The sequence below is a fragment of the Lyngbya sp. CCAP 1446/10 genome, assembly GCF_026130175.1.
Taxonomy (GTDB): domain Bacteria; phylum Cyanobacteriota; class Cyanobacteriia; order Cyanobacteriales; family Microcoleaceae; genus Microcoleus.
Genome location: NZ_JAIGNI010000062.1, coordinates 1 through 26,271, shown reverse-complemented (window position 1 = coordinate 26,271; position 26,271 = coordinate 1). Strand labels below are relative to the sequence as shown.

The following is a 26,271-nucleotide window of genomic DNA, read 5'->3' as shown; positions in this document are numbered from 1 at the left end:
ACAAAACCCGCCCTCTTAAATTAGCCGCCCCAAACTTTCTTCAAAACCTCTTGAGGAGAAATGTCAGCCATTTTGCCACTAGGAGATTTAATTCCCAAAAAGCGATCGCTCTTGGGCAGCAATTTTGCAGGTTCAGTCGGGCCGAACAAAGCTATTGTATAAGTTTGAACCGCCACAGCTAAGTGCATCGGCGCACTGTCAGTACACATCATCAAATTAGCAGCAGCAATGGTGGCCGCCAACTTGCCGACATCATCCGGCGAGATAACTTTCACCTTCGGACATAACTGAACTAACTTTGTCACCAAAGCTTCATCTTCGGGGCCTTTCACCACCACAACGGGCAAATTCGGTTGTCGCTGCTGACAGTCTTCGATGATTTGTCTCCAGTTGTCTATAGGGTAAATTTTGTCAATACCTTTAGAGACAGCTAGCTGACTCGAACCACCGTGAATTAGAATGTAACCACTCTCTTTGATTCCCAACCGCTGCTGTTCGGCTTCCGCCCACTGAATGTCCTGTTTTGGTACACTAATTGCGATCGCCGGACAAGGATTGTTAATGTTGAATCCTTGCAGCAAATCGTGGTACATTGAAGCCGCGTACTGTTCAGTTTTTAGAGGTATCGAATCGGTGAGAAATCGAGCGCCGTTGGTTCCCGAATAGCCAACTCTCTGCGGAATGCCGGTCAGCCACAGCAGAAGTCCGACAGTCCACCGCTGGCCGAGGGAAACAACTGCTTCGTATTCGCGATCGCGAATTACGCCCAGTAAATTGCCCCAATCTGCCATCGCGTTGCGGTCTTTGAAATTGTACGTCAAAACTTCTTTGACGGACTTGCAGACTCGGTAAGCGCCCTTCGCCCTCGGTTCCACGATCACATCAATCTGAGCCTCTGGATAAGACTGCTTGAGGTCATCGAGGGTGGGGAAAAATAAAATTTGGTCGCCAATCCCGCCAGGGACAAGTGCTAGTATTCGCATCATAAACGATCGGGCTATTATCTATCGAGGTAGCTCTCAGCGATCGGCTTTCAGCTATCAGCTTATAGTATTTTTAGAGTTTAAAAGCTACTGGCTGACAGCAAAACAACTGACTGAAAATTACAGGACGCTCTTAATATATACCTAGTTGGGTGAAGAAGGGTTAGTTAATGCACTTATTAATTGCGGCGGCGGGTTCGGGGCGACGGATGGGGAGTCAGCGGAACAAACTGCTGCTGACTTTGCTCTCTAAACCTTTGCTGAGTTGGACTTTGGCTGCGGCTGAAGCTTCGCAGCAGATTAGCTGGATTGGGATCATGGGCCAGCCTGGGGATTTTCCTGATTTTAAGGCAATTATCAGCGATTTAGCTTTGGTGAAGCCCGTAGAACTGATTCAAGGAGGCGCTACCAGGCAAGAGTCAGTTTACAACGGTTTGCAGGCTTTGCCTCCAAATGCCGATCGCGTGTTGATTCACGACGGCGCGAGATGTTTGGCAACTCCTGAATTGTTCGATCGATCTTCCGCAGCTCTCTTAAGCTGTCCCGGCTTGATTGTCGCCGTCCCGGTCAAGGATACGATTAAGGTCGTAGATGAGCGTCGAATCGTGCGAGACACACCGGACAGACGCAATTTATGGGCGGCCCAGACTCCCCAAGGATTTGAAGTTAAATTGTTAAAACAGTGTCACCAACAAGGGCGAGAGAAGGGTTGGGAAGTTACAGACGATGCAGCTTTGTTTGAAAAATGCGGTTTAGCAGTGCAAATTGTGGAAGGGGAAGAGACAAATTTGAAAGTCACAACACCCGTTGATTTGAGTGTCGCTGAATTCATTTTGCGGCAAAGATTGGGGAAACAGTTGACAGTTGACAATTGACAGTTGATAGTTGATAGTTGACCGCTTGAGGGCGACCTCTATCTGGAAGGAAGAGGATTGGAGTCATGAATATTCTGATTTTAATTTCTCCCGATCAGGGTTATGGCTTCAAACCAATTCTTTCTAGTAATTGATGTAACAATATTACTGGGATAAATCAAGACTCGATATTAATAGTGGAGGACGAAAGCAATGCAATATCAGGGTAAATGGCGCATCACCGAGATGGATCAGTGGGATATTGACTACATGGACATGGAAGTTGAAGCGTATATCGAAATTGAGGAATCAGGTTCAGGAGAATTTCAATTTGGTTTAGTATTCGGTCAAATTGACGGCGGAGTCGTGAAAAATCGAGAGGATCAGCCCTTCGAGTTTACGTGGGAAGGCAATGACGAGTGTGATGAGGCTTCTGGTAGTGGTTGGCTCAAATTAAATGACAAAAACTCGCTAGAAGGTGTAATTAAAATTCATCAAGGTGACAGTTCTGGTCTTGTTGCTGAACGCATTGAGTAGTTAATATGCGATCGCATCCAGTACGAAATTACATCAATGTTATTCTATTGAGATGCAGAGCAGCTTAACCACAACGGCGAGTTTGCTTCAAAAATTGGGAGCCTCATCAGCTAAGTTTCTCATCATTCCTGGATACATTAAACCCAAAGAAACCGGGTTTTTACCCAATCTCTGGACTGCAACGAAAAATTTTCGTAAAAAACCCGGTTTCTGACCACCCGTGTGTCCATAACTACTCATGAAGGATTGATGGGAAAATCAGTGTCATATTCAATCTCTGTCGCACTTTTAACTAAATCCAAAAATGCAAACACGGCCGGAATTAACAGTGCATCCCTCAAAACAGCCACCCCAATTACCCTTTCAAAATGAACTGGTAAACTGCAAACTTTTACCCCAGCAGGTATCGGTTCCGCCGCCAAATGTGGCATAATTGCAGCACCCAAACCTTGCATCACCATACTGACAATAGTTGAATCTTCGCTGAGTTCGTAAGCGATATTTAAGGGAAACTCCGAAGTTGCTAAATATTTGCGTAGCGGTATAGAACAAGCTGTTTCTGGCGGCTGCAAAATCAGCGAATAATTTGCTAACACTTCCCAGGTAATCTTAGCACATGATAACTTGGCAGTTGGTGGCAGCAACACCACATATTTATCCCGCAAAATTTCTCTGGTTTCAAATTCGTCGGAGATGGGAAGAGAGACAAAGCCGATGTCTGCTTTGCCCGATCGCAAAGCTTCCTCCACAGCCTGGGTATAATACACTTCGGTAATGCTGACGGCAATTTTGGGAAAGCGATCGCGAAATTGGGCGATAATACCCGGTAGAATGTGAGTTGCGACACTCCGAAACGTGACTATCCGCACCTGGCCACCCTGCAAACCTTTCTCTAAATCGGCTTCTTTGATCATCATTTCTAACGATCGCACAATTTGACGCCCATGAATCAATACCCTTTCCCCCACCGGCGTCAGTTGAGCACCATGTCGCCCCCGATGGAACAATTGCACACCCAATTCGGTTTCTAAAAAGGCGATGGCGTGGCTGACTGCTGATTGCGACAGTTCCATTTGCAAAGCCGCTTCGCTAAAATTTTCACAGTCTGCTACCGCTATCAAAGCCTGAATCTGAGAGAGTTTCAGCCGCCGTGTGTTGATTTCATTCATAGAAGGAAGAGTTGACAGTTGACAGTTGACAGTTGACAGTTGACAGTTGATAGAGGAAAAAAGGAAGAAAGAAGCGAACGCAAGTTTTCTAGCAATTAACAACTTTCTAGCTGTCGGGCGCGGTTGATATTTTTATCTATCGATTTTATTCATACAACCTATGCAAGTAATGATTTGATTGTTGTTTAGCCAAGAGTTAGGGTTAATTTATCAGGCAACAGATTTAGTTTTATAGAAATTGCATAACGATAAAAAGGTGCTGTAATCGCGAGCAAGTTATTGCTGCTTTTTAGCTGGTATTTTTCATAATGCAATTTTTGTTTAATTGAGGATTTGAAGGTATTTGTTATGTCTACTTACGAAAATCGGCGGTATCCCGAAAAAACGAGCGTTGTTTCGATTAAAGAGCAAGCTAAATATGCCAAACAGCCAAAAGAGCGATCGATCTTTTCAGCTATAAATCAAGTTTGGCAAGGTTTGCTGGCTGCCGTCTCTGGCGAAAACGAGGTCAGAATTTGGCAGACGTGCGATCGCAATGGTAACACTTGGTGGCATGGTTGCGATCGGGCGACAGGTCGCTCTACTTGCGCGGCGACGGATGACGAAATACGCGCTTGGATCGATCGGCGTTATTGCCAATAATAGATTGTTGGTTGTGTGGAGGCGAGTTTTTATCGATTGTTTGCGGGAAGCAAAGATGTTGGTGAACCAGCCTGCCAGAAAAATCGGGGAAATTGTGGATTTTGGATGGTTAATTCCAAAGGAGATGCTATGCTTCAAAGATATTCCGAATGTGCAGCGCCCGTTAGCGGAGCCCTCGAAGAGGATCGCATAATCCTCGTGAAAAACGAGGTGTACAGGTTGCCTCAAACTCATCATGAAATTCAAGTCTTGTCAGGAGTTGCTTGGATCACAGTTGACAAACAGGACATCATCTTACACGGGCCTGAGAAAACATCGCTTCCACCAAGCAAAAACTTTGCTGTCATCTCCGCGCTCAACAATATGCCGCTGATTATGGCAGTCTGGTAACACAAAAGCCAAGTCAGAACCTAGCAATTAAGAAAGAAATTGGCAGGAACACCCCAAAGAGATCTATCTTAGTTATAAATAGGCTCTTGGAGGACTCGATCGGTGTACTGCCGCTCTTACAACTTCAGCTATCTCGCAGCTATAAGTATTGTCTTATCGCCCGCACTCAGCTTGCTGGAAATTTCAGACGCTGGGGCATTTGCCCCTATTATAGATGCTACGCCGGCTCGATCGGGCGATCGCGCCCAAGCAACAGACCCCAAAACGCAAGCAGACCAACTCTTGGAAACAGGAGTAAAACAGCACCGCGAGGGTTTGTTTCGAGAAGCCATCCAAACTTTTGAGCAAGTTTTGGCAATCCGCAAGCAACTCGGCGACCAAGCCGGAATCGGCGAAACCCTCAACAATATGGGGGAAGTTTATGGCGAAATGGGTTTGAGGCCCAAAGCTTTGGAAGTTTTGCGGCAAGCTTTAGTCATTCACCGAGAAATCAGCGGAGGGCGTCGTATCGCGCGCACTCTCAATCTCATTGGTTTCGTTAACCGGATTGGGGACAATTTTTCCGAAGCGATGAAACTGCACCAAGAAGCTTTGGAACTTGCCAAAACTGCCGATGACCAAATTGAAATAGCAGAATCATTTCACAACATCGCCGCTGTGTACGCAGAACAGTCAAATTACGCTAAGGCGATCGAATTTTACCAGCAAGCGCGGACAATTCGCACTCAAGAGGGCGATCGACGCGATTTAGGCCGTACCCTCAATAACATGGGCGGCGTATATTACAACATCGGTGACTTTAATAGAGCGATGGAATTTTATCACCAAGCTTTAGCAATTCGCCGGGAAATTGGAGACAGGGCTGGCGTCGGCCGTCTCCTCAACAACATGGCACTTACCTGTCGCAAACAGGGCAAAGATACTCAAGCGCTGATCTATTTTCAGCAAGCAATACCGATGTTGGAAGCAATTGGCGACAAGACAAGTATCGGACGCTTGCTTAACAATATGGGCTCGATTTATGAAAGTCTCCGTCAATCCGACAAAGCTCTCGAATCCTACGAGCGAGCTTTGAACATTGCTCGCGAAAGTAGTGACAAAGCTGGAGCAACTACGGCGATGGAGGGTATTAAACGATTGTCTTCCGGTCAGCGTTTGTCACAATAATGGCAGTATCTAATCATCACAGTTTATGGAGTTAAGTCTGTGCGATCGAGAGCATCTGATTATGGAATTAATCCTATTCGATCGCAATATCTTAGCCTTGAATCCTTGAGAATCTCCCGGTTTCTAACCAGGAGATTCTCAAATTATAACCTAACCCAATACGGTTCACTTAACACTATTTATGCCCCGAAGATCCCCTAAATCCCCCGAAAGCAAGGGGGACTTTGAGAGCATTCTTGTCCCCCCCTTTTTCAGGGGTGTGCCAGGGAGATCAGTCTTAAGTGAACCGTATTATAACTTAATGAACTAGCTCGATCGCCCTTTTAGTCAACGCCTCAGCAGTCAACCCATTAAACGCCATCAACTGACCCGCACTAGCAGTCGTTTCCCCCCGCTTCCAAGCGAAAGTATCACGCGGGCAATTGCTGCGAAGCATCACCGGCTCCAACATCCCAGAAGCACCGCCTGTCACGCCAATCAAGGCATCTCCACCAAACATTTTGGCAAAATTCTCATCGCTCAAAAAGCCGCCGTCAGCTTCCGAACAAGTATCCCAAGCAACATCGCTTGGACGGTACAAGCGGCGCGGATTCACAACAGAAACAATCCGTACTCCAATCCCTTCTGTTTCCAAAAATGCTGCGGCTTCAAACACTGGCATTAAAGTCATGTCGCCCACAACAGCAAACACCACTTTCTTACTTCCCCCTTGATTTTGGGATGCTTGCGGAGAATCAATTTCGTGCAGCACAATTGCACCGTCTTGCAATCCTTGGCGAGTCTGTTCAAAAGTAGTGCGAATTGGCAGCGGCGACTTGCTCGCAGTAATCACAACTCCCTTATTTCTGGCATTCAAAGCCCACTCGTAACAAGCTTGAATGCTGTTAGCATCGGGTGGAAACAAAGGAAACACATTTCCATTCCGCATCATTGCCGCAAAATAAGCCTCAATTTCCGGGCGTTGGTGCGTCCAACCGTTGCGGCCTTGTTCCAATGCACCTGCCGTAAATAAGGTGACAGTAGCCGGAGTTGGACGGCGTAATTCTGCCATTGCTTGCGTGACAGTTTGCCAAATTGGTAAACCGTTGATGGCAAAAGATTCGTAGGAACACCACAAACTCCGCGCTCCAAATAGCGACAAACCTACTGCTAAACCCGCGCAAGCATCTTCGCTCAAAGGTTCGTAAACTTGACCGTTTGGCGCTTGATTGTACAAGTCATCCGTCGTCGGGTGAATGATTTTCAGAGCTTGGTTGATGTTGGCAATTGCCGATGCTTCATTACCATCAGCATTAGTAACTAGAAAAGTCCGATCGCACTCGCCGACTTTCGCTACCAAACGTCCCATTGCTGTTGTCGAAATCTTCGATTCTCCCCCAACCGCAAATTCTTCTAAAGGCAATTCGCCCAAATCGGCCAGGGGCAATGTAAACTCAGTAACAACGGTTTTTGCCGCAGGCCCGCCACCCGCGCGCTCGCAATTTGTCCGTACCAACTCCCAAGCAGCCACCGTCAAAGCGCGCTGTTTTAAAGCGCTGATAATATGCGGAGCATCGAGGGTATCTTTTGGATAAAGATTGTGAGATTTTGCGCCCAATGCGTGCACGCCAGCACCTTTTAACTGTTTGATAATAAACACAGTCAATTTGCCGCCGAGAGCAGATTTTGCCGCTTTGTCAACTCCTTGTAAAACAGCTTTGGTAAATGCCATGCGCTGTTCGAGTGAAAAAGCAGTGCTGTCAACATAAGCTTCCGGTTGATTTTTATCGTCAAATTCCTTAGCATCAACTAAGATAACTTCTTCAAAACCGTTTCCTTGCCAATAAGCAATCATTTCAGCATTGGTTTTTGTCGAAACCATGCTGTGATGTTCTTGAGAATATCCGTTCCAAACTAACACTGGTAAAAAGTTAGTAGCCTTGGGATAAGCAGTGTGGAAATGCCCCATGCTGCTCATTGGATAGGGTTCGCCCATGCCGCCGTCGCCCATTGTGAAAGCAAACAGTTTTCCGGGGTGCAAAAGCGCTCCCGCCATTGCAAAATGCTGCCCTTGTCCGAGGGGGCCAGCAGGTGCTAAAAGGCCGGGAATGAAACCGGAAAGATGTCCTAACAAACCATCTTTTTCGCGGAATTTATCGCGCACTTGCTGTACGTTGACAATTCCCATGTCTTCTAAAGATCGATCGAGAAACATGGCACTATAAAATCCTGGCGCGTGGTGCCCGACTTCGGTGACAATGTTTTTGTGTCCGAGCATCACCAACGCAGCGTAGGCTTCAGCTTGGCTGGCAAAACCGCCCGGATGTCCCGATGCCTTGCTGGCGGTGACTTGCAGCGTCAGGTAGCGCAGGGCGTCTGCTCCCAGCATCGTTTGAAAGACGGCGACGGGATCGGCTGGATCGGCGATCGACTTGCTCCCCTGGGCGATCGCAGGTGTTTTCCCGTAAGTCTCAAAACCCGGCACATTCTCCGAGAAATACTGGATTCCTTCGCAAAAACTGGGAATTGCTGACGTTGCCTTCGGCGTAGTTGCAGTCATTCTTGATACCTGAAAAATTTGACTTGGATTAATGTAACAGTAATTTTATAGCTTTCTTGTTGCAAAAAATCATCACTTCTGCTATCTATAATCATAAATAATTAAAATATCTCTATTTTAAAGCTGAGAACGCCCCGCATTTCAACAATACAATCGGCGTAATTCAGCCCAATAAAAAATCATTACTGAGTAGCAATTAGGGTTCTTCGCCAACATCTAAATCGAGCCGTTCCCTAACATTAATATAAATCGGAGTGCCGCTTTCAAACAGAGAAGGTCTAGCCTTCTGATTCCCCAGCCACACAAAGAAACTGCTGAGTGCAGGAGCAGGATCTTGATCGCGGCGCAGCGTGTAGATCAAACCTTCGCACGGCCCGTTAACGCGGCTGGTGGTGCAAATCACTTTCTGATTGTTGACTGTGCCGACAGTGACATAATTTAGCTGTTTGTTGCGGCTGTAATTTTCCAGGCGCTGAGTCACTTGTTTGCAGCGAGTCAGAGGATCGTAGCCAGAATCCGAAAAGAAATTAGAATTCCAGCGAATCCAAGGCTCCCTAAACCCTTGCGGATTTTGATAAACCGTCATCGGTTCGCCGGTGGAGGTATCGCAGACAAAGCCTCCTGGCCCCAGATTCGATTGAGTTTGACTGTAGCCGCGCTGGATCGAAATATTGCTGAGAATATCAAACCCGTTAGGTAAGGTTTGCGATCGCAACGACATCAAAGAATCGATCGGGATTGCTGCATTCAACCCAGTTTTAATTTCCTCAATCTGACCGTTCCACTGGCTGATCACCGTACCAACAGTATCACCCTGACCGTGAATTCCCACAACAGTGCCATCAGCATCAAATACAGGCCCGCCGCTCATGCCGCGCCTGGTGACTGCTTGATACCGCAGTCCGTACCCCGATGATGCGCGATCGAGACGAGAAGAAACAATACCAGCAGTAAATTCGAGTTTTCTTTCATACCAAGAAGCGATGGGCAGTGGATAGCCAGCAACATAAATAGTAGAACCGACTACAGCACGTTTTGATTCGCCAATTGGCGCTACTGGATAATTGTCTCGGCTGTAAAACTGGATCAGAGCTAAGTCTATATCGCGATCGCTTTTCGGCAGCCGCTGTATTCTGATTGCTCTATAATTTTTTTCCAAATGAGTGCGAATGCTGTATTCTTGGGCGAGACTTGCAACAACGTGATTCGCCGTCAGAACGGTGTAAATATTGCCTTGTTTCGCAATAATTACTCCCGAACCGCTAGTAGCAAAACCCAGCGTATTATTAACTTCTACGGTGCTCAACATTGCTACTTGGGCAATTTCTTCCGCTGTTTTGGCACAAGCAGCATATTGTTGGCCGACAATTGCTATCGCCGTTATTGCACCGGTCAAGATGATTGTCAGCGCCCCGAACCGCGAACTCCACAAATTCATCGCTAACTCCCCAGACATGACGAGACGAACTGCAAATATATACCGATCGGAATTCCCCAACTGGATTTAACCATTTTTTCCAATAATTCTCGCGTCGGCGCGCTTCCATATTCAAAAGTATAGACCTCAAAACCGGGATGTCGATCGCTGCCCCGATCGTTAATTGCAACCAAGAAACCTTTGCCATTAAAAATCCGGCGGCGGTTCATGGCAATTTTAACGTTATTTGTATACCGCAAGCTATAGCCTTGACAAAAAGATTTTGGCAGCAGCAACTCTAGAAAACCCCGCGCTACTGCCCACACCTCAGCACCGGCAGGGAATCCGGCGGCGGCGACTGTCCCACCGCCAGGGGGAACCCAACATCGCCCAGCCTCCTGGCAATTCCCAGCGGTTGATGTGGGAACTGCGATCGATCTGTTAACCGTAGATTTCCAACGTACAAACACTGATCGACGCAGATAATTCAACATTGAAAATTGCCCAACCATTAAGCAAGGCTGGAGGATGGCGAAAAAATTGGCTATTGCGCCCCATCATCCGTGCTTTCCCCTAGTTTTTGCCTCACGTCAATGTAAGGAATGTTACGGGTTTCATCAAAAGACGGCATCCCGACATATCCTTGACGCCAAGCTAACAAATTATATAAAGAGCCGATCGGGTCTTGGCCTGGTCTGAGAGTATAAATCAAATTTTGACACAAACCGTTGACTTGATTCGCCGTGCAGATGACGTTTTGGCCGTTCATCCGGCCTGCTGTAATGTACTTGAGCACCCGGTTGCGGCGATAGATTTCTAGGCGCTGGCTGACTAATTGGCACCGAGTTTGTGGATTGTAGCCAGAACCGGAAAAATAATCCGAACTCCACTCAATCCAAGGCTCTACCGCACCTTGAGAGTTTTGGTACACCGTCACCGGTGCGCCGCTGACGGCGCTGCACGAAAATCCCTTTTCCCTGGGTGAACTCCAGCCGTAACTAGGCTCAAAAGGGACTGTCAGGCTGCTGAGGGCGATCGCACTTGCCGCCAAAACCTTCGTCAATAATTGCTGTTTCATGATGATGTTCTCACTATTTTTGATGGAATTCGGTAGAAAAATCACCAAATATTGCGATCGCACCCTGAATGCGCCAGAGGCTGGCTGCTAAATTATGTTGTTCGCGACTTGCACGTTTAATACAAAATCCGGCTTAAATACCCGCTTTATTTCTTAGTCCGTCTCGACGGATGAAAGCTTGTACAGTCGAGGTTTCAAACGCCGAGTCATCAGGAATTTTTAAGGCGGATTTTGTTTTGTAACTGCACCGAAAGCCCAGTTATGCCGATCCGAAGCCATCGTAAAATGCGCGCAACCGTCGAAAATATGTCCTCATTACTACTAATCAAGGTCAAGGTTTCGCCAACCGGAAAAAAGCTGTTTAAATCGGACGCGATCGAGCGATTTGCAACCCTACATCACACCGCTGATAGGTTATTCGATCTGACTGGCAATCTAGCGTTACGAGCTCGCATCTGATGAGATACCGAGCCGGCAGCAGCGTTGCACGCATAAAGTGCCTTACCCGTTTACGTGATATCACACTAAAAGCCAGGTATTAATCCTAACTTTTAACTTTTTTTTCATCTAGGTATATCTCTAGCACTGATTCACAAAATCTCTGAAATCATCTGCTCTAGAGTGTGTTTATCTGCTTTTCATCTGCGGTTTATGTATCGATCGAGAACTTATCCAAGAAGTCTAGTATTGCGGATGCCGGGAAATACTCATAAGTGAGCGTAATCAGGGAGTAAGTGCTTTCTACCAGAAAAATTCACCCTCCACGCACAGACGTTGAGTTGAGTATTAAAAACTATGAACAGTATCTGCAAAAATTTAGGGTATTTAGCCGCTGGATTAATTTTGATGGGTAGTAGCAGTTGTTCCAGCTATGATGCAGCGAACTTAACCGCAAACCAGAGCCAATCCCAAACGGGTGCCGGTCAATTCGGAAACCTACAGCTAACGGGAAATCAACTTCAGACTCGATCGGCTCAAGCAGCACAGCCTTCTAACTTTATTTCTCCTGTTTTAGCCAGTGGAGTAGCATCAGAAAACACTGTCACCGTTAAAGTTTATAAGGTAAACAATCTCTGTCAAACTCTGAACCCGGAAACAGTAACAGGCACCGACAATCAGTTAATGTCATCCGTCGTTAATGAAGTATTAAAGCAGCAGATTTTCGATAGTCTTGGTTTGGTTGGTTATCGGCTTAAAATCGATCGCAACCTTGGAATCGCTACCGTAGATTTACGGGCTTCCGGGAATTCCCGGCAAAAATTGCAAAATTTGTCAAGTTGTCAAATGCTAGGTTTGTTTGGAGGCGTGCGCCAAACCTTAACCAGTTATGCTCCTTGGCAAATCAAAACAGTGCGTTTTACAGAGCTGGGACAGGACATTGTAAGCACCGTTCGAGAATAATCTCTTAAAATTATGGGAGAGCGTATAACCCGCTTTCTGCGAGATTCCTATGGATGTTACCCGCGTCCTCTAACAGCACCACAATTTTTATGACTCTACCTGACGGCCCCAAAACCCCCCGCTTCGTGCAACTAATTCAATGGATCGGCGATCCACTTACGTACATGGATGTAAGTGCCAAAAAGTATGGGGAGATTTTCACGATTCGATGGGGCAACCTTGAACCATTCGTGATGATCCACAACCCCCAAGCGATCCAGGAAATGCTCAACAGCAAAGCGCTTGACGCCCCAGGTGATATCAACGGTATTCTCAAACCGGTGCTGGGAGAACAATCGATGATTGTGATCTCTGGAGAAAAGCACAAACGCCAGCGCCAATTATTGATGCCGCCCTTTCACGGGGAACGGATGCGCAACTACGGCCAGCAAATTTGCGATATTACTCAAGATGTTGCCAGTAAGTGGAATGTCGATCGACCTTTTGTCGCCCGCACCGCCATGCAGGAAATCACCATGCGGGTAATTTTGCAAGTAGTCTTCGGCTTGGATGAAGGGCCGCGGTTGCAGCAACTGTCCCCGCTGCTGGCTTCAATTCTCGATATGACCGGCTCTCCGCTGCGATCGAGTATGCTATTTCTGTCCTGGATGCAGCAAGATTGGGGCGCTTGGAGTCCTTGGGGACGGATGAAACAAAAGCAGCGGAAAATTCAGGAACTGATGGACGCGGAAATAGCAGAACGCAGACAGCAACCAGACAGCAACCGCACCGACATTCTCAGCTTAATGATGGCCGCCCGCGACGAAAACGGCGAACCGATGACTAATGAAGAATTGCGCGACGAGTTGATGACGCTGTTGTTTGTAGGCCACGAAACCACAGCAACTGCTTTAGCTTGGGCATTTTACTGGATTCACAGTTTGCCCTCAGTGCGCCAGAAACTGCTGCAAGAATTGGACAGTTTGGGCGAAAATCCCGACCCGATGGAGATTTCCCGGTTGCCGTACCTGAGTGCGGTTTGTCAAGAAACACTCAGAATTTATCCCGTGGGAATGCTGACGTTTCCGCGAGTAGTGCGGGAGCCCGTGGAACTGATGGGATATCAACTCGAACCGGGTACGGTGGTTTTCGGCTCCATTTATTTAACCCACAGGCGGGAGGATTTGTATCCAGAACCGCAGCAATTTAAGCCGGAACGGTTTTTGGAGAGGCAATTCTCGCCTTACGAGTATTTGCCGTTTGGGGGCGGTAGTCGTCGCTGTATCGGCTTAGCGCTGGCGCAGTTGGAGATGAAACTGGTGGTGGCAACCATTTTGCGCGATTTCGACTTAGTATTGGCCGAGAAAAAGCCGGTACAGGCCAAACGCCGAGGGGTGACTTTAGGGCCAGCGGGCGGTGTGCGGATGGCGCTGCTGGGGCGGCGGATGCGGCTGTCAAAGCCTGAACCTGTTGCTAGTGGGGTTTGATTTTGTAGCGGCAAATAATTAGGGAAGAATGGGCGATACCTTCGGCCTGCTTCGCTTACGATCGGCAAGCGCCCATTTTTTGTAGCACCCGCTACACAAAAACAGCTATAATCCTTAACCTGTAACCATCAGCCGCTCTCAATATTCAAATTTTCAGTCTAAAATGGTATGAACCTTGCAAACACAACCTGAAAGCAAAAGTGGGTTATTGCAATAGTCCTCTTGATATCTAGAAGACCTGGCTGCCATACTTTAAAAACATATGCATACCCTGTTATTCAGCAAGGTCGGAAGCGTGTTGGCATTGCCTGCAATCTTCCGGCCTCTTTATTTTTTTGGCTACTTTAGACCTTCGGCATTCTGATGCAGAAGGCAAGGCAAAAGTATAAATTCTCCCTATCTTCTCAACTCCCCTCTCTTGAATTAGAGTGGTTTCTCCTCGAATTGAAAAAGCATCCGCCACCAAGTTTAATAAATTTCTGTGGGTGATTGCAATAGTCCTCTTGATATCTAGAAGGCTTCCCTGCCATACTTTAGAAACATATGCATACCCTGTTATTTAGCAAAGGTCGGAAGCGTGTTGGCATTGCCCGCAATCTTCCGGCTTCTTTATTTTTTGGGGTTGGAAGACTTGCGGCTAGAGATGCAGAAAGCAAGACAAAAGTATACATTCTCCTCTCTCCCCATCTGCCCCTCTCCTCAATTAGGGAGGTTCTGCCTGCAATTGAAATAGAATCCGGCAGCAAGTTTAAGGAATTACTAAGAAAAAATTAATAACTTGTTAAACGCTCTCCTTCTGGCTCTTCTCTCAATCTTCTGTTTTCAGAAATTCCGAGACAGAGACAGACTTCGGGAGACTCTCGATATCTTGAATTTCGCTTTCGTGGGCAAAAAACTCGACTTCTTTGTCGTCAATCTGGATCTGATAGCTAGCGGTAGCAGTCACAATCCGCCGCTTTTTTTTGTCTTCTATTAAAACCCAACACACCACAGGTCTTACCCACCTCTCAATGTGCTGGCTTTGCTTCGTACTCCCAAAGGCATACCAGCCTTTAGCTTCAATAATTTGCAGCACTTTAAAATCGTTATTTGCCATAAATATCTCGATCGCGTTAACTTGACTATTATTTTTAGATCGAACGGCACGTTTGCGTATCGGGGCAAAGCTTCGGGAATTCCCAGATGGACTTGACGACCAGATTTTTAGTCGGGCAGCAGCAGGTTAGCTGGGCGTTATCTGCGTTGTTGCTCACTAAATTTTGTGCGATCATTGTACTCTCCCACAATTACGGGAAAGTATCTATACCGTATCCTGAAAAAATAGTTTGGCAGTAGCCTAAACAGCAGCCAACTAGACCTTCGCTATCTGCATCTAAGTGAATGACAACTACTTATGAAGCCTGGTTGGTGAGATCGATCGCTATAAATAAAATGCTGTTCGGACTTTCTACTGCAATCTCTAGTTACGTTTTACCCGATCGCGCCAAACTCAACTAGAGATTGCCGCTTTCAATTCTAAGCCTCGGCGCGCGTAATTCTCAATTAATTATATGGTTTAGTTAATAATTGCCCAACTGTCGATCACACAAAACAGCCGTGTCTAACTCTTCGATTACCATCACCGTTAAACTATTCGCCGCCTTCAGTGAAGCCTACGGCGTTTCAGAACTTACACTAGAATTTCCTCCCGAAACCCCAGTATCTGAAGTGCTCGAAAGCTCGATCGCCCAATACCCTCAATTAGAACAGTGGCGCACGCGCACCCGCTTCGGCCTCAACCTAGAATTCGTCTCCCCCGACACCATCCTCCAAGACGGCGACGAAGTTGTACTAATCCCCCCCGTCAGCGGTGGGTAAGCAGAGGGGGAGAGGGGGAGAGGGGGAAGCCTGTATTCTCGTTAGTAAACCCCAAATTTCGTAGACGCGCTGACCTCCAGAAACCGGGTTTCTTCCTATATTCTCGTGAATCAACCCAAAATCTCGTACAAACCCGGTTTCTCGGCCCCCGCCGTAAGATTCAGAAACCGGGTTTCTTCCTATATTCTCGTGAATCAACCTCAAAATCTCGTAGAAACCCGGTTTCTCGGCCCCCGCGCCTCAACCCTGTAGTTTGTCGTTTTGAGTCACCCAGCAAAAAAACTTTATAAAGTTTTGAAATAGTTTTTTCGGCAAATCATTCTTGAGTTCGGTTAAACAAGAGATTTTCCCTCTGAACCAACACTGTTTTGCAGAGCCTAGAAACTTCTCTGAGAAAGAGATTGAGGACTATCCAACCACCTGCCGTTTCGGACAAAATACTGCTGCAAAATCAATCCAGACTAAAAAAGTCGGGTATGGTTGACGGGGTAAATCCACCGTGCTAATCTGTCCTTAAGAATTAGAAAACATCGCAAAACTAGAGAGTTGAGCTATGACCCAGGCCACCAGAACACAATCCACAGCAGCCACCTTCACAGCCCTCAAATGTAAAGAATGCGGCGAAGAGTACGAACTCCAAGCCAAGCACGTCTGCGATTGCTGTTTTGGCCCGCTTGAGGTCAAGTACGACTACGAAGCAATCCGCCGCACAGTTACTCGCCAAACCATCGAAGCCGGCCCTAACTCGATTTGGCGCTACCGCGCATTCTTACCAGTCGCTACAGATAACGTCATCGATGTTGGCACGGGGATGACTCCTTTAGTAAAATCCCACCGCTTGGCGCGCCGCCTCGGTCTAAAAAATCTTTACATCAAAAACGATGCCGTCAATATGCCCACTCTTAGCTTTAAAGACAGAGTGGTGTCAGTCGCCCTCAGTAGAGCGAGAGAATTGGGTTTCACAACGGTATCCTGTGCCAGCACTGGCAACTTAGCTAACTCCACCGCTGCGATCGCCGCCCACGCCGGTCTCGACTGCGTAGTCTTCATCCCTTCAGACTTAGAAGCAGGCAAAGTCCTCGGAACTCTGATTTACAATCCAACTGTCATGTCAGTTCACGGCAACTACGACCAAGTTAACCGCCTCTGTTGCGAAGTCGCCAATACACACGGCTGGGGATTTGTCAACATCAACTTGCGTCCCTACTATTCCGAAGGCTCGAAAACCCTCGGCTACGAAGTTGCTGAACAACTAGGCTGGCAATTGCCCGATCACATCGTCGCCCCCCTCGCTTCCGGCTCTTTGTTCACAAAAATCTACAAAGGCTTTAATGAATTCATCGAAGTCGGTTTAGTTGATGACAAGAAAGTCCGGTTCAGCGGTGCTCAAGCTGACGGTTGTTCCCCCATCGCCCAAGCATTCCGCGAAGGTCGCGATTTCGTAACACCAGTCAAACCGAATACAATTGCTAAATCGATCGCGATCGGCAATCCAGCAGACGGTATGTACGCCTTGGAAGTCGCCCGCAAAACCAACGGCAACATCGAATCCGTCAGCGACACCGAAATCATCGAAGGCATGAAACTACTAGCAGAAACTGAAGGCATCTTCACAGAAACCGCAGGCGGCACCACGATCGCAGTCTTGAAGAAACTCGTAGAAGCAGGTAAAATCAATCCCGACGAAACCACCGTCGCCTACATCACCGGCAACGGCTTGAAGACTCAGGAAGCCGTCCAAGGCTACATCGGCGAACCCATCACCCTCGAACCCAAACTCGAAGCCTTCGAGCGCGCCCTAGAACGCGCCCGCACCCTCGAACGCTTAGAATGGCAACAAGCTTCGGTTTAATTATTAGTCATTAGTTATCAAGCTGTTAACTGTTGACTGTTGACTGTTGACTGTTAACTGTTAACTGTTGACTGTTAACTGTTAACTGTTAACTGTTGACTACTGACTAAGGACTACTGACTACTGACTAAGGACTCAAAAAAATGACCGTCAAAGTTTTAATTCCCACTCCCCTGCAAAAATTCACCAACAATCAAGCCACCATCGAATGCGGCGGCGGCAATATTTCCGAACTGATTGAATCCCTCGAAACAAATTGTCCCGGCATCAAAAAAAGCCTGTGCGATGAAAAGGGAGAACCCCGCAGATTCCTGAACTTCTACGTCAACAGCGAAGATATCCGCTTTTTGGATGGGACAGGAACAGCACTCCAAGATGGTGATGAAGTTAGTATTGTTCCAGCAGTTGCTGGTGGTTGATTAATTTTGCAACCGCAGATGGTGGCCGATAAACAAAGATGAACGCAGATAGAATTAATTAATTACTATCTGCGTTTATTTGCGTTCATCTGCGGTTGAGAAACAAATCCCTGGCTTGGCCAGGAATTGTTAACTCTAGGAAACTACGGAAGCAACTTTTGCTGCTGTCCGGGGGCGACGACGACCGGTTACTGCATTAGCAGGAACAGGCGCTGGCGCTGCCTCTGGTGCTGATTTCGATGATGGCGATGATGGGCCTAATAGCTTGGGTGCTTCTAAAGAACCTGGAGCTACTGCTGCTTTTTCCCATTGGACAAATAATGCTCCTTCGGGAATTTGCATCAGGAATACTAGCATGGGATTGCTTTGAAGTTCCCGACGCAGTACCCGCTGAATTGCCCGTTCTATTTGCGTTTGCACTCCAACCCAATCCACATCAACTCCTGATTCGGCAGTTGTTGAAGGTCTGACAAATTCTGACCAACGATCGCCTAAAATAGTCTCAATCGTTTGTGTGATCGATTGTTGTAGCAGTTCGCGATCGGCTGATGTGACTACACCTTTCAAGTGTATTTGCGGCGTAGCAACTAACTTACCTTCTGCATTTAACGCCGCAGCTACTGTCACCGCGCCATCTCCAGCCAACTGTTGACGTTCTTTGAGGACGTTTGCCTTCACTACGCCCGATCGAGAAGAGTCTACCAATTCAATTCCTGAAGGTACTTTAGTACCAAGTCGCATCGAATTTTCAGTTAATTCTACGACATCGCCGTTGTCAATAATCACCATATTGCTCGCGGGAATGCCCATGCTTTGAGCCGTCTTGGAGTGCTGAACCAGCATCCGATGTTCCCCGTGTACCGGCAAGAAGAACTTGGGACGAGTCATGTTAATCATTAACTTTTGGTCTTCCTGACAGCCGTGCCCGGAAACGTGAATGCCTTTGTCGCGGCCGTAAACCACGTTTGCACCCAGCATCATCAGTTTGTCGATCGTATTTACCACTGCGATCGTATTTCCCGGAATCGGATTAGCCGAGAAAATGACTGTATCACCTTTTCTGATTTTCAGTTCGTGATGTTCGCCGTTAGCAATCCGAGTCATCGCCGCCATCGGTTCACCTTGCGAACCCGTAGTCAAAATCAAAACCTTGTCTTCGGGCAAATTGCGGATTTCTTTCAGCGGTTTGAAAATACTATCTTCGCATTTGATGTAGCCAAGATTGCGACAGTGAGCGATGACGTTCAGCATCGAGCGGCCAACCACTCCGACATACCGATTGTTTTTCTTAGCCAAGTCCAAAACAATTTGCAATCGGTGTACCGACGAAGCAAAAGTCGTCAGCAGTACCCGTCCCGTTGCTTGAGCGATAATTCTGTCTAAATTCGGAGCGACAGAACGTTCTGAAGCGGTAAAACCAGGAACTTCCGAGTTAGTAGAATCGCTGATCAAACACAGCACGCCTCTTTCGCCGTACTCAGCCAGCTTTTGCAAATCAAAATGCTCGCCGTCTACAGGAGTGTGGTCAATTTTAAAGTCTCCAGTGTGAATAATAATTCCGACGGGAGTGTGAATTGCCACAGTGAAACTGTCGGCCATCGAGTGAGTGTTGCGGATGTATTCGACTAAGAAATGCTTACCAATTCTGACCGTATCCCGTGGTCGAACTGTTCTCAATTCAGTGCGGTGAGATACTCCGGCTTCTTCCAATTTTCCAGCGAGCAAGGCCATCGCCAAACGCGGGCCGTAGATGACTGGAATTTCAAATTGCTTGAGGTGGTAAGGGATGCCACCGATGTGGTCTTCGTGACCGTGAGTCACTATCATACCTTGAATTTTGTGACTGTTTTCCCGCAGGTAAGTCATGTCTGGGAGGACAATATTTACACCGTGCATTCCATCTGTGGGGAAAGCTAAACCTGCATCTAAAAGAATTATTTCGTCGCCGTACTCGAACACACAAGTGTTTTTGCCGATTTCGTGCAGCCCGCCGAGGGGAATAACTTTTAGAACTTGTGCAGTTGTATTTTTGATCATGCGTATCCTTTGTTAGTTGTTTTTGTTATTTGTCTGTTGTCTTTCGTCTTTCGTCTTTCGTTCGTAGGGCGATTATTTTCCAAATATTTATGGAAAACTCCCCGGCGGGTTTTTCTATACCCGTACAGTCAGTTGTCTTTTGCCTTCAGTCCTTAATCTTCAGTCTTTGGTCTATCACCATTAGGTAATTACTAACAGTTAATGACTGATGACTGATGATTAATGACTAATGACTCATTACAACCAATATTCAGTTGTCTGAAAACTCGTTCTCGCCTATCTAGCTAGCAGATACTGTGGCTAGCTGACTCAGTACGTCCTTTAACTTTTGAGTTACCTCAACGGGCGGAGCGCACAGGGGCGGACGGGTGGAACCTACATCCCAGCCTTGAAGTTTAAGAGCTGCCTTAACGGGAATGGGATTTGTGGTGAGAAAAAGAGCTTTAAACAGGTCAAAAAGTTGCAAGTGAATCTGGGTAGCGACTTGAACTTGACCGGCCTCGAAAGCTTTGATCATCTGTTGCAGTTGCTCTCCTACCAGATGGCTGGCTACGCTAACTACACCAGATCCTCCTACCGCCAACATGGGCAAAGTTAGGGAATCATCTCCAGAATAGATCGCAAATTCAGGTGATGTCAAGCACCGAATTTGACTTGCTTGATCTAGGTTGCCACTTGCTTCTTTGACTGCCACAATGTTGGGGATTTCTGCCAATCGAGCTACTGTCTCCGGCAACATATTTTGGCCTGTGCGACCGGGGATGTTATATAACATTATAGGCAATTCTGGAGCAGATTGCGCGATCGCCCGAAAATGATTGTACAAACCTTCTTGCGGTGGCTTGTTGTAATAAGGAACCACCTGCAAACAGCCGTCTAACCCTAGTTTAGCTGCTTTTTGCGTAGCTTCGATTGCTTCTGAGGTCGAATTCGATCCGGCTCCTGCGATTACCAAAGCTTTACCGGCAACTGCCTTTTGTACCACCTGAAATAATTGGTACTCTTCATCCCAGCTCATAGTGGGAGATTCGCCCGTAGTTCCGCACACTACTAAGCTATCCGTACCGCGATCGGCTAAATGAACTGCCAATTGTTCTGCTACCGCATAGTTAACACTGCCGTCTTCTTTAAACGGCGTAATCATTGCAGTCAGAACCCGTCCAAACTTTACCACACTTTCTCCGATTTTAGACTGTTGATTTTTGATTTTAATTTTTTGATTTCAGATGAAAGGTTGATCTAAAATCTTTATTTCAATTACCCTATTGCCAGCTTCCCGCTAAATAGAAGCCGCCTGCGCTGGGATTCGCAGCAAATTTTTGTCTGCCAGCAACTCGGCTATCTGCACCGCATTTAAAGCCGCCCCTTTGCGAATTTGATCGCCGCACAGCCAAATCTCCAACCCGCAGGGGTGAGAAATATCTTGGCGAATCCTGCCGACTAGCACTTCATCCTTACCGCTAGCCTCGGCGGGCATCGGGAAATAATTAGCTTGCCAGTCTTCTACCAGCTTAACGCCGATCGCCTGTTTTAAGATTTCCCTAGCGTCGATCGGGCTAAAAGGCTCTGCAAACTCCAGGTTAATCGCCTCGGAATGGGCGCGGAGTACGGGAACCCGCACGCAAGTCGCACTAATTCTCATCTCGTCCGTACCAAAAATCTTCCGAGTTTCGTTCACCATTTTCATCTCTTCCTCACAATACCCCAAATCGTTAATCGGTGTATTGTGCGGAAACAAGTTAAAAGCCAAGGGGTAGGGAAAAATCTCGGTTTTGGGAATTTCCCCTGCCAAAATTGCTCTAGCTTGATCTTTCATTTCCTCCATAGCCCTTGCGCCCGCGCCGCTGGCAGACTGGTAAGTCGCTACAACTATGCGCTTGACTGGTTTAACTTTGTGCAGTGGCCAAACGGCAACCGCCATCAAAATTGTCGTGCAGTTGGGATTAGCAATGATACCTCGGTGAGCTGCCGCCGCTTGGGGATTGACTTCGGGAACCACTAGCGGTACGGTCGCATCCATGCGGAAAGCGCTGGAATTGTCGATTACCACGGCCCCGGCGGCCACCGCTTTCGGAGCCCAGAATTTAGAAGTAGAGCCGCCGGCTGAGGCTAGCACTAGATCTACATTATCGAACGATCGCTCGGACACTGCTTCAACTGGCAGCATCTCGTCGCCGAAAGGCAATTTTGTACCTGCTGAACGTTCCGAAGCCAGCAGCTTCAAGTTAGAAATCGGAAAACTCCGGCTGTGCAATAGTTCTAGCAACTCGGCACCGACTGCGCCGGTAGCTCCTAAAATGGCAACTCGATAGGATTGAGACAAATTAGTTTCCTCCAAAAATTAAACTCTAAACATCGAAATCTAAAATTTAAATAACCGCAATACTGAATATCCAACTCAATATATCAAACTCAATTAATCTTATGCGACATCGGGGCGCGAGCAGATGGCAAGGTTGCAGTTAGCCACAGCGGTCGATCGCCACCAATCCTAGTTTAGCATCTTTTGCCGTTAGCGAAGTCCGCCCGCACGGGATGCTCATCAACGAAGAGGATCGCCCGCGCCTAATCCGCATCCGGTTAGCTGCTGATATATCTCCACTTTAGCAGACGCATCCATTGACTTTGACTGGCCACGCAGCCGAAAACATTGACATCAGACGGCGATATATGCTATAGTGCATCGGCAATTGGTGGACTTAACCTCCACATTCCTAGCAGCAAAAGCTAGTATCCTCAAACTAGAACTATTTGGCAAGATCCCAAAAAGTAGCTGGTTATGACTTACACTCTGATCCAGTAGAGGTGATTGTAGTTGTGCCGTTACAAGTCAAAGCGTACAAAATAAAAATGCAGGCAAAGTTAGATTTGTATGTATTTTGTCACTATTGTTAAATATCCAAAAAAAAGCCGATGAAAGTAACCCAGGAAAAACTTCCAGCCAGTCAAATTGGTCTGGAAATCGAAGTCCCATCATCTAAGTCAAAACAAGCTTACGAGCAGGTAATTAAACAATTCGCTCGCGAGGTCAATATTCCTGGGTTCCGCAAAGGCAAAGTTCCCCGCCAAATTTTGCTACAGCGCCTAGGCCAGACTCGCTTGAAGGCGACGGCTTTGGAAAATTTGATTAATGATTCCCTGCAAAAAGCTCTCGAACAAGAAAAAATTCCGGCAATTGGCAGTTTTGAACTGCGCACCGAATTTGAAGAGTTGCTAGAAAAGTTCGATCCAGAACAGCCTCTGACTTTTTCGGCTAAGGTTGATGTAGAACCAGAAGTGAAAATGGGGCAGTACACCGGCTTGCAGCTTCAAGCAGAAGAAGTTAAGTATGATGAAGCTCAGGTGGATGAGGTACTGGCAAAATATCGATCGGACAAAGCGACTTTAATCCCCGTAGAAGGCCGGCCCGCTCAGTTGGGAGACGTGGCTTTGGTTGATTTTTCCGGTAAATTTGCCGAAGCACCCGAAGGCGAAACTCCCGCAGAAATTCCCGGCGGCGATGCCGAAGACTTTCAAGTAGAATTGTCGGAAAATCAGTTTGTACCGGGCTTCATCCAAGGCATGATTGGGATGAATTCGGGAGAAACTAGAGAAGTTTCTGTCCAGTTCCCTGATGAGTATAGCAGTGAAGAATTGGCTGGAAAACCAGCAGTCTTTACAATTACTCTGAAAGAAATTAAGGAAAAGGAATTGCCGGAGTTGGACGACGACTTCGCCCAAGAAGTTAGCGAATTTGAAACTTTAGCCGAACTGCGCGAATCCCTGGAAACTCGGTTTAAAACAGAGCAAGAAAACAAGCTATCAGCTAATAAGGAAAAAGCTATATCAGCAGCACTGGTGCAGCTAATAGAGGTAGAAGTTCCCCAAACAATGCTCGATCGCGAAATCGATTATTTGCTGAACCAACAAGCCATGCAATTGAAAAATTATGGCATAGATATCAACCAACTGTTTACCGAAGAAAATATGGGGCCGATGCGGGAACGCTCTCGTCCCGAAGCATTAGAGAGGCTCAAACAAACTCTAGCTCTGGCAGAAGTAGCTAAGCTGGAATCCTTATCTGTTGAACCAGCAGAAGTAGCAGCAGAAGTGGCAAAAGTCAGAAAGCAGTTTCCTAAAGGAAATTTTGACCCTGAAAAGTTGCGGGAATTTGTAGGAGAAGACTTGCTCAAACAAAAAACTCTGAAATGGTTGGAGGAAAAAGGGACAATTGAACTCGTACCTGAAGGCTCTCTGACTCCCAAAGCAGAAGAAGCAGAAGAGGACGCTGAAATTTCTGAAGAAGCAGCCACGAGCACTATCGACGTGGAAGTTGTAGGCGAAGAGTAAAACTAGAGGTTGGCTACCAAAAACTACAAGTGTAGGGTGCGCACTGCGCACCTTATGCTGACTGCAAGCGCCGAACAAATTTGTTGGGATTAGTCTAGTCTGCCCAGAAATCAACCCCCCAGAACCAAGAAGCGATAATTTGTAAGTAAGTGTTTTAACTTATTTACCCTCAGAGCGCGGCGAGTCACGCCAGCTTTGCAAGTTAGAAAGCAATCTCACGCACCCATTCACTCCCATTCCCCCCCATCTGGGTTAAGACAAGGCATAATAGTTAGAAGCTGGCAGCTTAATTTAAAGCTTTCAACAGCAGCAAATTGTCTATAATCCTTGACTGGTGTCTTATGGTTGTATCTCAATCTTCCAATTACCTAATTACGAGCTATAACGATTTTGATGTCAGCTCTAGTCCCAGCAATGTAGTGCCGATGGTACTAGAACAGTCGGGGATGGGCGAGCGGGCATTTGACATTTACTCGCGCTTGCTGCGGGATAGAATCGTGTTTTTAGGAACTCCCGTCACCGACGAAGTGGCTGACTCGATCGTAGCTCAGCTATTGTATTTAGATGCCGAAGATCCAGAAAAAGATGTCCAAATGTACATCAATTCCCCCGGTGGCTCGGTGACAGCAGGCATGGCAATTTATGATACGATGCAGCAAATTCGACCAGATGTGGTGACGATTTGTTACGGTTTAGCAGCGAGTATGGGCGCATTTCTGCTAACAGCAGGAGCTCACGGGAAGCGGATGTCTCTTCCGAGTTCGCGGATTATGATTCACCAACCGCTCGGAGGAGCTCAAGGTCAAGCAGTTGATATTGAGATTCAAGCCAAGGAAATCCTGTATCATAAGCGTAAGCTGAATGAACTGCTAGGGCATCACACAGGTCAACCGATCGACAAATTAGAGGCTGATACAGAGCGCGACTTTTTTATGTCAGCCGAAGAAGCCAAAGATTACGGTTTGGTCGATCGAGTGATCGAAAAAGAAAACCTTCCGGCTGCGGGAGAAAACGTCACTGCACTGAAATAAGAGGCTGTTATGTCTAAGTACGACTCCCATCTAAAATGTTCGTTTTGTGGCAAGTCTCAAGAGCAAGTTCGCAAGTTAATCGCAGGCCCAGGGGTCTATATCTGCGACGAATGCGTTGACTTGTGCAATGAAATTTTAGATGAGGAGTTGTTTGATTCCAGTGCTGTGCCCGCGGCGGCGGCGGTTCCGAAACAGGAAACTACCCAAAAGCGCCGCGCTACCTCGGGCAAAAGTATCTCGATGAGCCAAATTCCCAAGCCGAGGGAAATTAAAAATTATCTCGACGAAAATGCGATCGGTCAAGAAGAGGCGAAAAAAGTCCTCTCGGTAGCAGTTTACAACCACTACAAGCGCCTCAGCTTTATCCATGCCAAAAATAGCGGCAAGCACCCACCAGAAGAAGTAGAACTGCAAAAATCGAATATTTTGTTAATCGGGCCGACGGGCTGCGGTAAAACGCTGCTCGCTCAGACTTTGGCGGATATGTTGGACGTGCCGTTTGCGGTGGCTGACGCGACGACTCTGACGGAAGCGGGCTATGTCGGGGAAGATGTGGAAAATATTTTGCTGCGACTGCTGCAAGTGGCAGATATGGATGTGGAAGAGGCGCAGCGCGGAATTATTTATATTGATGAAATTGACAAAATTGCCCGGAAAAGCGAAAATCCTTCGATTACGCGGGATGTCTCTGGAGAAGGGGTGCAGCAGGCGCTACTGAAAATGCTTGAGGGGACGATCGCCAATGTACCACCCCAAGGCGGCCGCAAGCATCCCTATCAAGACTGCATCCAAATTGATACCAGCAATATCATGTTTATTTGCGGGGGCGCTTTTGTCGGCCTGGACAAAGTGATCGAGCAGAGAACTGGTAAAAAGTCAATGGGTTTTATTCAGCCGGGAGAAGCTGTGCCGAAGGAAAAGCGGGCCGCCGATGTCCTCAGGCAACTGGAACCAGACGATTTGGTAAAATATGGGACAATACGGTTTACTTAAGGCAGGACAAGAGGTAAACTAGGTATCGTGTACAAAAAAGAGAACCAGTACAGTGAATTACAGAGAATTATTATTAGAATCTCCCAAGCTCAAAAATATCGAGATATTTA

Annotated in this window: 22 protein-coding genes and 1 pseudogene; 13 read left to right on the top strand and 10 right to left on the bottom strand. The window is 47.1% G+C overall.

All coding sequences use genetic code 11. The features are described 5' to 3' along the window. Positions 1–20 precede the first annotated feature (20 nt). Complete coding sequence (locus K4039_RS21995) at positions 21–983, bottom strand: glycosyltransferase family 9 protein (protein WP_265238551.1); 963 nt, start codon at positions 981–983, stop codon at positions 21–23. Positions 984–1,153: 170 nt separating this feature from the next. Here K4039_RS21995 and ispD point away from each other — a divergent pair, with 170 nt between their 5' ends. Together ispD and K4039_RS21985 are read left to right on the top strand one after the other, a co-directional pair. Next, positions 1,154–1,858 carry a 2-C-methyl-D-erythritol 4-phosphate cytidylyltransferase gene (gene ispD, locus K4039_RS21990; RefSeq protein ID WP_265238539.1) on the top strand — a complete coding sequence of 235 codons (705 nt, stop codon included), beginning with the start codon at positions 1,154–1,156 and terminating at the stop codon, positions 1,856–1,858. Between the two features lie 192 nt (positions 1,859–2,050). Then, complete coding sequence (locus K4039_RS21985) at positions 2,051–2,374, top strand: hypothetical protein (RefSeq protein WP_265238538.1); 324 nt, start codon at positions 2,051–2,053, stop codon at positions 2,372–2,374. A 236-nt stretch (positions 2,375–2,610) separates the two neighbouring features. Here the strand turns inward: K4039_RS21985 and K4039_RS21980 are convergent, their stop codons facing one another. Beyond that, positions 2,611–3,543 carry a LysR family transcriptional regulator gene (locus tag K4039_RS21980; protein WP_265238536.1) on the bottom strand — a complete coding sequence of 311 codons (933 nt, stop codon included), beginning with the start codon at positions 3,541–3,543 and terminating at the stop codon, positions 2,611–2,613. A 348-nt stretch (positions 3,544–3,891) separates the two neighbouring features. Between K4039_RS21980 and K4039_RS21975 the strand changes: the two genes are divergently transcribed. The 3 genes from K4039_RS21975 (at position 3,892) to K4039_RS21965 (ending at position 5,742) form a co-directional block, all read left to right on the top strand. Continuing rightward, complete coding sequence (locus K4039_RS21975) at positions 3,892–4,185, top strand: hypothetical protein (protein WP_265238535.1); 294 nt, start codon at positions 3,892–3,894, stop codon at positions 4,183–4,185. A 105-nt stretch (positions 4,186–4,290) separates the two neighbouring features. Continuing rightward, on the top strand, positions 4,291–4,575 hold the full coding sequence (locus K4039_RS21970) for a hypothetical protein (protein ID WP_265238533.1): 285 nt from the start codon (positions 4,291–4,293) through the stop codon (positions 4,573–4,575). A 102-nt stretch (positions 4,576–4,677) separates the two neighbouring features. After that, a complete protein-coding gene (locus tag K4039_RS21965; protein ID WP_265238530.1) occupies positions 4,678–5,742 on the top strand; it encodes a tetratricopeptide repeat protein in 1,065 nt (354 codons plus the stop codon). 298 nt (positions 5,743–6,040) lie between these two features. On the opposite strand, the gene K4039_RS21960 is transcribed toward K4039_RS21965, so the two are convergent. The 4 genes from K4039_RS21960 to K4039_RS21945 form a co-directional block, all read right to left on the bottom strand. Then, on the bottom strand, positions 6,041–8,281 hold the full coding sequence (locus K4039_RS21960) for a phosphoketolase (protein ID WP_265238529.1): 2,241 nt from the start codon (positions 8,279–8,281) through the stop codon (positions 6,041–6,043). A 196-nt stretch (positions 8,282–8,477) separates the two neighbouring features. Continuing rightward, positions 8,478–9,737 (bottom strand): COP23 domain-containing protein, encoded by a 1,260-nt coding sequence (locus K4039_RS21955; protein WP_265238527.1) that lies wholly within the window; start codon positions 9,735–9,737, stop codon positions 8,478–8,480. Continuing rightward, positions 9,722–10,192: a hypothetical protein gene (locus K4039_RS21950; protein WP_265238525.1), complete on the bottom strand. Its 471-nt coding sequence runs from the start codon at positions 10,190–10,192 to the stop codon at positions 9,722–9,724. The genes K4039_RS21955 and K4039_RS21950 overlap by 16 nt, the downstream gene beginning before the upstream one ends. A gap of 50 nt (positions 10,193–10,242) precedes the next feature. Next, the gene (locus K4039_RS21945; RefSeq protein WP_265238523.1) at positions 10,243–10,776 is read right to left on the bottom strand and encodes a COP23 domain-containing protein; all 534 of its coding nucleotides are present in this window, start codon (positions 10,774–10,776) and stop codon (positions 10,243–10,245) included. A 795-nt stretch (positions 10,777–11,571) separates the two neighbouring features. Here K4039_RS21945 and K4039_RS21940 point away from each other — a divergent pair. After that, the gene (locus tag K4039_RS21940) at positions 11,572–12,177 is read left to right on the top strand and encodes a hypothetical protein (protein WP_265238521.1); all 606 of its coding nucleotides are present in this window, start codon (positions 11,572–11,574) and stop codon (positions 12,175–12,177) included. Between the two features lie 89 nt (positions 12,178–12,266). After that, a complete protein-coding gene (locus K4039_RS21935) occupies positions 12,267–13,643 on the top strand; it encodes a cytochrome P450 (protein ID WP_265238549.1) in 1,377 nt (458 codons plus the stop codon). Between the two features lie 808 nt (positions 13,644–14,451). Here K4039_RS21935 and K4039_RS21930 read toward each other — a convergent pair. Next, a complete protein-coding gene (locus tag K4039_RS21930) occupies positions 14,452–14,739 on the bottom strand; it encodes a hypothetical protein (RefSeq protein WP_265238519.1) in 288 nt (95 codons plus the stop codon). A gap of 500 nt (positions 14,740–15,239) precedes the next feature. Between K4039_RS21930 and K4039_RS21925 the strand changes: the two genes are divergently transcribed. The 3 genes from K4039_RS21925 to K4039_RS21915 all read left to right on the top strand — a co-directional run bounded on the left by K4039_RS21925 (position 15,240) and on the right by K4039_RS21915 (position 17,771). Continuing rightward, the gene (locus K4039_RS21925) at positions 15,240–15,500 is read left to right on the top strand and encodes a MoaD/ThiS family protein (RefSeq protein ID WP_265238517.1); all 261 of its coding nucleotides are present in this window, start codon (positions 15,240–15,242) and stop codon (positions 15,498–15,500) included. Between the two features lie 553 nt (positions 15,501–16,053). Further along, complete coding sequence (thrC, locus tag K4039_RS21920) at positions 16,054–17,352, top strand: threonine synthase (RefSeq protein ID WP_265238515.1); 1,299 nt, start codon at positions 16,054–16,056, stop codon at positions 17,350–17,352. Positions 17,353–17,495: 143 nt separating this feature from the next. Continuing rightward, positions 17,496–17,771 (top strand): MoaD/ThiS family protein, encoded by a 276-nt coding sequence (locus tag K4039_RS21915; protein ID WP_265238514.1) that lies wholly within the window; start codon positions 17,496–17,498, stop codon positions 17,769–17,771. Between the two features lie 135 nt (positions 17,772–17,906). Here K4039_RS21915 and K4039_RS21910 read toward each other — a convergent pair whose 3' ends face one another. The 3 genes from K4039_RS21910 to K4039_RS21900 form a co-directional block, all read right to left on the bottom strand. Next, positions 17,907–19,808 carry a ribonuclease J gene (locus K4039_RS21910; protein WP_265238512.1) on the bottom strand — a complete coding sequence of 634 codons (1,902 nt, stop codon included), beginning with the start codon at positions 19,806–19,808 and terminating at the stop codon, positions 17,907–17,909. Between the two features lie 280 nt (positions 19,809–20,088). Further along, positions 20,089–20,982 (bottom strand): 4-hydroxy-tetrahydrodipicolinate synthase, encoded by an 894-nt coding sequence (dapA, locus tag K4039_RS21905; protein WP_265238510.1) that lies wholly within the window; start codon positions 20,980–20,982, stop codon positions 20,089–20,091. A gap of 105 nt (positions 20,983–21,087) precedes the next feature. Beyond that, positions 21,088–22,131: an aspartate-semialdehyde dehydrogenase gene (locus K4039_RS21900; RefSeq protein ID WP_265238508.1), complete on the bottom strand. Its 1,044-nt coding sequence runs from the start codon at positions 22,129–22,131 to the stop codon at positions 21,088–21,090. 590 nt (positions 22,132–22,721) lie between these two features. Here K4039_RS21900 and tig point away from each other — a divergent pair. The 3 genes and pseudogenes from tig to clpX form a co-directional block, all read left to right on the top strand. Beyond that, on the top strand, positions 22,722–24,137 hold the full coding sequence (tig, locus tag K4039_RS21895; RefSeq protein ID WP_265238506.1) for a trigger factor: 1,416 nt from the start codon (positions 22,722–22,724) through the stop codon (positions 24,135–24,137). Between the two features lie 341 nt (positions 24,138–24,478). Next, positions 24,479–25,168, top strand: a complete 690-nt coding sequence (gene clpP, locus K4039_RS21890; protein WP_265238504.1) for an ATP-dependent Clp endopeptidase proteolytic subunit ClpP — start codon at positions 24,479–24,481, stop codon at positions 25,166–25,168. 9 nt (positions 25,169–25,177) lie between these two features. Then, positions 25,178–26,149, top strand: a pseudogene (clpX, locus tag K4039_RS21885) (ATP-dependent protease ATP-binding subunit ClpX); the annotation flags it as partial. Positions 26,150–26,271 lie beyond the last annotated feature (122 nt).

Bases quoted from the DNA above. Each gene is read 5' to 3' on its own strand.
- K4039_RS21995 (WP_265238551.1), bottom strand. From the start codon at position 983: ATGCGAATACTAGCACTTGTCCCTGGCGGGATTGGCGACCAAATTTTA.
- ispD (WP_265238539.1), top strand. From the start codon at position 1,154: ATGCACTTATTAATTGCGGCGGCGGGTTCGGGGCGACGGATGGGGAGT.
- K4039_RS21985 (WP_265238538.1), top strand. From the start codon at position 2,051: ATGCAATATCAGGGTAAATGGCGCATCACCGAGATGGATCAGTGGGAT.
- K4039_RS21980 (WP_265238536.1), bottom strand. From the start codon at position 3,543: ATGAATGAAATCAACACACGGCGGCTGAAACTCTCTCAGATTCAGGCT.
- K4039_RS21975 (WP_265238535.1), top strand. From the start codon at position 3,892: ATGTCTACTTACGAAAATCGGCGGTATCCCGAAAAAACGAGCGTTGTT.
- K4039_RS21970 (WP_265238533.1), top strand. From the start codon at position 4,291: ATGGTTAATTCCAAAGGAGATGCTATGCTTCAAAGATATTCCGAATGT.
- K4039_RS21960 (WP_265238529.1), bottom strand. From the start codon at position 8,281: ATGACTGCAACTACGCCGAAGGCAACGTCAGCAATTCCCAGTTTTTGC.
- K4039_RS21955 (WP_265238527.1), bottom strand. From the start codon at position 9,737: ATGTCTGGGGAGTTAGCGATGAATTTGTGGAGTTCGCGGTTCGGGGCG.
- K4039_RS21950 (WP_265238525.1), bottom strand. From the start codon at position 10,192: ATGTTGAATTATCTGCGTCGATCAGTGTTTGTACGTTGGAAATCTACG.
- K4039_RS21945 (WP_265238523.1), bottom strand. From the start codon at position 10,776: ATGAAACAGCAATTATTGACGAAGGTTTTGGCGGCAAGTGCGATCGCC.
- K4039_RS21940 (WP_265238521.1), top strand. From the start codon at position 11,572: ATGAACAGTATCTGCAAAAATTTAGGGTATTTAGCCGCTGGATTAATT.
- K4039_RS21935 (WP_265238549.1), top strand. From the start codon at position 12,267: ATGACTCTACCTGACGGCCCCAAAACCCCCCGCTTCGTGCAACTAATT.
- K4039_RS21930 (WP_265238519.1), bottom strand. From the start codon at position 14,739: ATGGCAAATAACGATTTTAAAGTGCTGCAAATTATTGAAGCTAAAGGC.
- thrC (WP_265238515.1), top strand. From the start codon at position 16,054: ATGACCCAGGCCACCAGAACACAATCCACAGCAGCCACCTTCACAGCC.
- K4039_RS21915 (WP_265238514.1), top strand. From the start codon at position 17,496: ATGACCGTCAAAGTTTTAATTCCCACTCCCCTGCAAAAATTCACCAAC.
- K4039_RS21910 (WP_265238512.1), bottom strand. From the start codon at position 19,808: ATGATCAAAAATACAACTGCACAAGTTCTAAAAGTTATTCCCCTCGGC.
- tig (WP_265238506.1), top strand. From the start codon at position 22,722: ATGAAAGTAACCCAGGAAAAACTTCCAGCCAGTCAAATTGGTCTGGAA.
- clpP (WP_265238504.1), top strand. From the start codon at position 24,479: ATGGTTGTATCTCAATCTTCCAATTACCTAATTACGAGCTATAACGAT.